Source organism: Microbacterium sp. zg-YB36 (assembly GCF_024623575.2).
Classification (GTDB): domain Bacteria; phylum Actinomycetota; class Actinomycetes; order Actinomycetales; family Microbacteriaceae; genus Microbacterium.
The window spans coordinates 74,821-81,755 of the sequence record NZ_JANJFD020000002.1; the positions used below are offsets into that span (position 1 = coordinate 74,821).

The window sequence follows — 6,935 nt, forward strand, 5'->3', positions numbered from 1 at the left end:
AGAACATGTCCCAGCGCAGCATCCTCGTCGTCGGCGGCGGGATCGGCGGCCTGTCGGCCGCGATCGCCCTCCGTCAAGCCGGCAACCTCGTCACCGTGATCGAGAAGCAGCCCGACGCGCACTCGTCGGTCTACGGCGTCGGGATCATCCAGCCCGCCAACGCCCTGCGAGCCCTCGACGCGATCGGCTGCGCCACCGCGTGCCTCGATTCCGGCTATAGCGCCGCCGCCTGGGGCAGCATGTACGACGTCGACGGCAACTTCCTGCGGGACATGCCCGGGACCCTGATCCCCGACTCGGACTTCCCCCCGATGAACGGGGTGACCCGCCCGCGGCTGCACGAGATCCTCACCTCGCGGGCGCTGGAGGTGGGCGTGCACGTGCGCTACTCCATGACCTTCGCCGCCCTTGAGCCGCACGACGACGGCGTGACCGTCGTGTTCTCGGACGAGACCTCAGAGACCTACGACGTGGTCGTGGGTGCCGACGGCGTGCGGTCGCAGGTGCGGCGGTACGTGCTGCCCACCGAGTTGACCCCCTATTACATCGGCCAGTCCGCCTATCGCGTGAACATCCCCCGCGAGCCCGAGATCGACCGGATCGTCCTGCAGGCGAGCGCCCACGGCATGGCCGGTTTCGTGCCGATCGGACCGGATCTTGCGTACTTCTTCTTCAACGCCGAGATGGCCCGCGACGCCCGCCCGCGGCAGGAGGATCTCGTCGAGGCGCTCATGGCGCACCTGGCACCGTTCGGCGGTCTCACCGGCCGCGTCCGCGACGCGCACATCTCCCGCGCCAAGCCCGAGGACATCGTGCTGCGACCGGAGGAGTCTCTCATCGCGCCCGGCCCATGGCACAAGGGGCGCATCGTGCTCATCGGTGATGCCGTGCACGCGGTGACCCCCCACCTCGGGCAGGGTGCGGCGCAGGCCATCGAGGACGGTGTCGTGCTGGCGGAGTCGCTGTCGGTGCGGGAGAACGTGGAGGATGCCTTCATCGCCTACACCGACCGCCGCTACGACCGGTGCAAGCTCGTCGTGGACACCTGTCTGGCGATCGCCGAGTGGGAGAAGGGGTTGCGGCCCGACTTCGACAACGTCAGCGCGACCAATCACGTGCTCAAGGTCTTGGCCGAGCCGTTCTGAACCACCGCGGACCCCGCCGGCGTGTGGCGCCTCCTCGCGTCGCAGGCAGGGTCCGCGGGCATCGATAGACTGCATTTCCCATGGCTGACCCGGTCGACCCTCTCCGTCGCGACGTCGCGGCAGCGTTACGCGAGCTGGCATGGACGATCCACCGCCGGGCGCCCGATCGCGCCGGAGTCGGCCCGATCCCGACAACGGAGATCGCCCTGCTCAAGCAGATCATCGATACGCCGGGCACGACCGTCGGTGACTTGGCGCAGAACCTGGGGCTGCGCCAGCCGAACGTGAGCGCGGCGCTGCGAGCCCTCATCCAGCGCGGCCTGGTGGTGCGGCGGCAATCCGACGCCGACCGACGCATCGCTCACATCGATGCCACAGCGGCAGGAATCGCGGAGCACCAGGCGATCTCCGCCGCGTGGGCCGCCCCGGTGCACGCGGCGCTCGGCGCGCTCGACCAGGAGCAGGTCGACGCCCTCGCCCGCGCGCGACCAGCCTTGGACGCGCTGCTGAAACTGCTCCGGCCGAGCGATGAGGAGACCATCGCCACCGAGTGAGGCTCACGTGCCGCCGGGCCCCTGTCAGCCACCTGGGCCGGCACCCGCACCGGCCGCAACCCCTGGTGCCCGGCCGAGGTGTACCTCTACCGTCGAGCGTGAGTCGAGGCATCCGTCCCCCTCGACGCGAGGAGAAACCGTGGCGTACATCACCGTGGCGACCGAGAACTCTGCCGACATCGACCTCTACTACACCGATCAGGGCACCGGCCGGCCGGTCGTGCTGATCCACGGCTTCCCGTTGAACGGCGAGTCGTGGACCAAGCAGCAGGCGGCGCTGCTGGACGGCGGCTTCCGCGTGATCGCGTACGACCGCCGCGGCTTCGGCGCGTCGACCAAGGCAGGATCGGGCTACGACTTCGACACCCTCGCCGCCGACCTGCATGCGCTGATGGAAGAGCTGGAGCTGGAGGATGCCGCCCTCGTCGGCTTCTCGATGGGCACCGGCGAGGTCGCCCGGTACCTCTCCCGGTACGGCGCCGGCCGGGTGTCGCAGGCGGCGTTCCTCGGCTCACTGGAGCCCTACCTGGCCATCACCGACGACAACCCCGACGGCGCGGCACCGGCGGCTTACTTCCAGGAGACCTCCGACGCCGTGCGCAAGGACCGGTACGCGTTCCTCACCGGCTTCTTCCACGACTTCTACAACCTCGACGACCTGCTCGGCGAGCGCGTCTCGCAAGAAGCCGTCGACGCGAGCGTCGCGGTGGCCAACCTCGCCGGCAACACCGCGATCGCCGCGGCGCCGCTGACCTGGCCGACCGACTTCCGCGCTGACATCGCGCAGATCACGGTGCCGACTCTCATCGTGCACGGCACCGCCGACAACATCCTGCCCATCGACGCCACCGGCCGGCGCTTCCGGGAACTCCTGCCGGATGCCACCTACGTCGAGATCGAGGGTGCCCCGCACGGGATGCTGTGGACCCACGGCGACGAGGTCAACGAGACCCTGCTGGCGTTCCTCAACTCCTGACCGGCGCCTGGCGTCCGCGGACGAGGCGCGAGATCAGGTAGAGGATGCCGCCGACGGCGAGCAACACGGCGCCGAACAGCCAGACCTGCGCGCTCTGCTGGCTGAGCAGCAGCACGCACGATGCCGCTCCCAGCACCGGGACGAACGACCACACCCGGAAGTGATCGTGGTCGACCTTCTCGCGGCGCAGCACCAGCACGGCGATGTTGGTGCTGAGGAAGACGAACAGCAGCAGCAGCACGACGGTCTCGGCGAGGGTGGCCAGGTCCCCCACCAGCGCGAGCAGCATGGCGACCGCGGTGGTGGCGATGATCGCCACCCAGGGCGTGCGGCGGTTGGGGAGCACCTTGCCCAGCACCGGCGGCAGCAGCCCCTGCTCGGCCATGCCGAACGCGAGGCGGCTGGCCATGATCATCGTCAGCAGGGCGCCGTTGGCGACGGCGATGAGGGCGATGAGACTGAACAGGATCTCCGGGATCGGGACGCCGGTGGCCGCGACGACGTCCAGCAGCGGCGCGCTGGAGCCGGCGAGGTCCTCGGCGGGAAGGGCGATGGCACTGGCCAGGCCCACCAGCACGTACACGATCCCGGCGACGATGAGCGAACCGAACAGGGCCCGCGGGTACACCCGCGAGGGGGCGGTGACCTCCTCGACGATGTTCGCCGACGTCTCGAACCCGACGAACGAGTAGTAGGCGATGATGGCGCCGCCGAGCACGGCGAGGCCGGGCGAGGTGTCGGTGGGGAACTGGCCGACCCGCGAGAGGTCCCCACCGCCGGAGCCGAGCATGATCGCCACGGCGACGATCACGATGACCAGGCCGCTCAGTTCGAGGCACGTCATCACGAGGTTGGTGCGCATCGATTCACGGATGCCGCGGGCGTTCAGTGCCGCCACGAGCGCCAGGAACACGATCGCGGCGAGGGTCGGCGGCACGTCGATGAACCTCGTGAGGTAGTCACCGGCGAACGCCAGCGCAAGCCCCGCGGCGCTGACCACACCCGCGGCGAGCATGCTGAATCCCACCAGGAACGACACCGGCTTGACCTTGAACGCCCGCTCGGCGAACACCGCCGCCCCGCCGGCGCGCGGGTACTTGGTGACCAGCTCGGCGTAGGAGCCGGCCGTGAGCAGCGCGAGCAACAGCGCCACCAGCAGCGGCGCCCACAGCGCATCGCCGACCTCGGCCGACAGCACGCCCATGAGCGCGTAGATGCCCGCTCCCAGCACGTCGCCCAGGACGAACATGAACAGCAGCGGACCGGTGATCCCCCGCTTGAGCTTGTCCTGCGACCGGTGCGCCTCACGGATCTCTGCCATTTCGTCCTCCCCAATCCTCGGACCGGTCCGGCCGAGCCTCAGGCAGTGTAAGTCGCGGCCGGGATCTGATTCTCAGCTTGCGAAAGCGCGACGGAACTGCTTTCGGGCGCGCGCGGCGACCGCGGCCCGCTCGGACTCGTCGGTGCGGGCCAGTTCTCCGGCGAGCATCCCCACCGCGAGGGTGACATCGGCGGTCTCCACGTGCGCGCCGATGCGGCCGGCGGCGCGCTCGCGCACCAGCAGGCGGTCGACGAGCTCGCGGAAGCGCACGCCGACGGCCACCACATGCGGGTCGTGCCGGTTGCGCACGGTCAGATCGATCAGCGCTGTGGACACCACGGCCTGCTCGACGATCACGTCGAAGAGGTCCTCGATCGTGCGGTCCTCCGGCGCGGTGTGCGCCTCGATCGCCGCGACGTTCTCCTCGAAGATGGCCGCCGCCAGCGCGGTGCGGTCCGGGAAGTGCCGGTACAGGCTTCCCTGCCCGACGCCGGCACGCTTGGCCACGGCCGAGAACGGCGTCGCCAGACCGGTCTCGCTGAACACCTCGCGGGCTGCGCGCAGCAGCGCGAGCCGGTTCTCCGGTCCCGCCGCGCGCCCGCGGTTGGCCTTTCGCCGAGCTTCCCGTTCATCTTCCACGGGTATAACGTTATTACCGGACACACCTGTCCGGTAAGGGGATCACACCATGGCAACCACACCGCTCTCCGGGGATTCGGCCATCGCCGACTGGCTGGCCGACTCGGCCGGCAACGCGATCCTCACCGACATGCTGGCGCAGGGCGGGCAGAGCCCCGACGTGTTCAAGCCGGTCAAGCGCCTCGCGATCAAACGCCTCATCAAGCTCAGCCGCGGCTCCTTCACGCAGGAGATGCTCGATGAGCTCATCCGCCGCGCCACCGCCGGCGAAGTGCCCGTCGGCGTCACCCCGACCCCCGTGGAATCCGCCACAGAGACAGGCGACGCGCCCGCCGTGCCGCTGCGGGAGTGGACCGAGCGCATCGACCAGGGCCGCTTCACCGGCCAGACCCACATCGTCACCGGCGCCGGCTCCGGCATCGGCCGCGCCACCGCCTCGCGCATCGTCCGCGAAGGCGGCCGCGTCGTCGCCGTCGACGTCAGCCAGGAGCGCCTGGACGAGTTCGCCGCCGAGCACCCCGGCGCCGACATCACCGTGGTCGTCGCCGACATCACCGACGACGCCGGCATCGCCCGAATCCTCGACGCAGCTGGTGAGACCATCGACGGCCTCGCGAACATCGCCGGCATCATGGACGACATGACGCCGATCGGCGAGGTCAGCGACGCCGTGTGGAACCGCGTCATCGCCATCAACGTCACCGGCACCATGAAGCTCATCCGCGCAGTGATCCCCACGATGCTCGCCCAGGGCGGCGGCTCGATCGTCAACACCGCCTCCGAGGCAGCGCTGCGCGGCTCCGCCGCCGGTGCCGCCTACACCGCGTCCAAGCACGCCGTCGTGGGCCTGACGAAGTCCACCGCGTTCATGTACGGCCCCAGCGGCATCCGCTGCAACGCCGTCGCCCCGGGCGCGACCATCACCAACATCGAGGCCACCTTCGCCTCGCCGCTGGGCGCCGAGCGTGTGCGCAACGCCATGGCGATCCTCCCCGACCCCGTCGAGGCTGACGCCTTGGCGGCATCCATCACCTTCCTGCTGAGCGACGACGGCGTGAACGTCAACGGCGTCACGCTCGCCAGCGATGGAGGATGGTCGGCTGCCTGACCCGAACGGGCGCCGATAGGCCCTGGGTGCGCGGTCGCGCGCCCAGGGCCATTTACTTGGCTCGCGCGCGCTACTGCGCAGCGGCGGGGTCGTTCGCCATCGCCACGAGCTGCTCGATCTGCTCCGGCGTGACCGGCAGCCCGGGGAAACCTGCGAGCCGCCCGATGGGGAACGACGCCATCATCTTCTGCATCGCCTCGTCGGGCATGAGCGAACCCGCCCCCGAGCCCTGCAGCAGGCCACCCATCGCCTCCGTCACGATCGGGCCGGCCACCGGGTGCGCGAGCAGTTCCCCCACCGACGACGCCATCGTCAGCGGCAGCCGCACCTCGTCGCCGGCGACGGTGACGACCTGCGTACCTCGCACGTCCCGACTGGAGGCGGCCACCTCGACCCGGTAATCACCGCCTTCGACGACCCAGCCGTCCACGCGCAGGTCCCAGTGGGCCAGGTCCGCGCGCGGGATGACCAGCTCCACGTCACGGACCTCGCCCGCATCCAGGGCGACCGAGGCGAAGGCCCGCAGCTCCCGCGGCGGACGCGGAACCGCCGAACCGGGGAGCGATGTGTAGACCTGCACGACCTCGCGGCCGGCGCGATCGCCGGTGTTGGTGACGGACACGGTGACGGCGAGGTCGCCATCGGTGGTGATGGATGCCACCGGCGCGCCGTACCGGAACGTCGTGTACGACAGCCCGTGGCCGAACGGGTAGGCCACCTCGGTGCCCCGCGCGTCGAATCCGCGGTAGCCGACGAGGATGCCCTCGCCGTAGCGGACGTGACCCGCCTCACCGGGAAAGTTGCCGAACGCGGGGGTGTCCGCCAGCCGCAGCGGAATCGTCTCGGTGAGCTTGCCCGACGGGTTGACGACGCCGAACAGCACGTCGGCGGTCGCCCCGCCGCCGGCCTGGCCCAGCAGCCACGCCTCGACGATCGCCGGCACCTGGTCGCGGAACGGCAGGGCGACCACTCCGCCGTGGGAGAGCACGACGACCGTGCGGGGGTTCGCGGCGACGACCGCGTCGAGCAGCTCCAGCTGGTCGGCAGGCAGGTCGATGTGCTCGCGGTCGAATCCCTCCGACTCCGCCGCCGCCGGCAGCCCCAGGAACAGCACCGCGGTGTCGGCGGATGCCGCGGCGGCGGCCGCCGCCGGCCCCAGCCCCCCGGCAACCGCCTCGGGGTCCGCGTCGCC

General features: G+C 70.6%; 7 protein-coding genes. 4 read left to right on the top strand and 3 right to left on the bottom strand.

Annotated elements, in window-relative coordinates; translation table 11 throughout:
* Positions 1 to 5: 5 nt before the first annotated feature.
* The 3 genes from NQ151_RS09250 (at position 6) to NQ151_RS09260 (ending at position 2,675) form a co-directional block, all read left to right on the top strand.
* Complete coding sequence (locus NQ151_RS09250) at positions 6 to 1,145, top strand: FAD-dependent oxidoreductase (protein ID WP_257507605.1); 1,140 nt, start codon at positions 6 to 8, stop codon at positions 1,143 to 1,145.
* Positions 1,146 to 1,225: 80 nt separating this feature from the next.
* On the top strand, positions 1,226 to 1,699 hold the full coding sequence (locus NQ151_RS09255) for a MarR family winged helix-turn-helix transcriptional regulator (RefSeq protein ID WP_257507604.1): 474 nt from the start codon (positions 1,226 to 1,228) through the stop codon (positions 1,697 to 1,699).
* A gap of 139 nt (positions 1,700 to 1,838) precedes the next feature.
* Entirely contained in the window at positions 1,839 to 2,675 is an 837-nt protein-coding gene (locus NQ151_RS09260) for an alpha/beta fold hydrolase (RefSeq protein ID WP_257527891.1), read from the top strand.
* Here NQ151_RS09260 and NQ151_RS09265 read toward each other — a convergent pair.
* Positions 2,665 to 3,996 carry an APC family permease gene (locus NQ151_RS09265; protein ID WP_257507602.1) on the bottom strand — a complete coding sequence of 444 codons (1,332 nt, stop codon included), beginning with the start codon at positions 3,994 to 3,996 and terminating at the stop codon, positions 2,665 to 2,667. The two genes, NQ151_RS09260 and NQ151_RS09265, sit on opposite strands and share 11 nt — an antisense overlap.
* Before the next feature lie 72 nt (positions 3,997 to 4,068).
* The gene (locus tag NQ151_RS09270; protein ID WP_257507601.1) at positions 4,069 to 4,635 is read right to left on the bottom strand and encodes a TetR family transcriptional regulator; all 567 of its coding nucleotides are present in this window, start codon (positions 4,633 to 4,635) and stop codon (positions 4,069 to 4,071) included.
* Positions 4,636 to 4,684: 49 nt separating this feature from the next.
* Here NQ151_RS09270 and NQ151_RS09275 point away from each other — a divergent pair, with 49 nt between their 5' ends.
* Positions 4,685 to 5,743, top strand: a complete 1,059-nt coding sequence (locus NQ151_RS09275) for an SDR family NAD(P)-dependent oxidoreductase (RefSeq protein ID WP_257527892.1) — start codon at positions 4,685 to 4,687, stop codon at positions 5,741 to 5,743.
* Positions 5,744 to 5,813: 70 nt separating this feature from the next.
* Here the strand turns inward: NQ151_RS09275 and NQ151_RS09280 are convergent.
* Positions 5,814 to 6,935 (bottom strand): glycoside hydrolase family 3 C-terminal domain-containing protein (locus NQ151_RS09280; RefSeq protein ID WP_257527893.1); only part of this gene is annotated, 1,122 nt, incomplete at its 5' end.

Bases quoted from the DNA above. Each gene is read 5' to 3' on its own strand.
- NQ151_RS09250 (WP_257507605.1), top strand. From the start codon at position 6: ATGTCCCAGCGCAGCATCCTCGTCGTCGGCGGCGGGATCGGCGGCCTG.
- NQ151_RS09255 (WP_257507604.1), top strand. From the start codon at position 1,226: ATGGCTGACCCGGTCGACCCTCTCCGTCGCGACGTCGCGGCAGCGTTA.
- NQ151_RS09265 (WP_257507602.1), bottom strand. From the start codon at position 3,996: ATGGCAGAGATCCGTGAGGCGCACCGGTCGCAGGACAAGCTCAAGCGG.
- NQ151_RS09275 (WP_257527892.1), top strand. From the start codon at position 4,685: ATGGCAACCACACCGCTCTCCGGGGATTCGGCCATCGCCGACTGGCTG.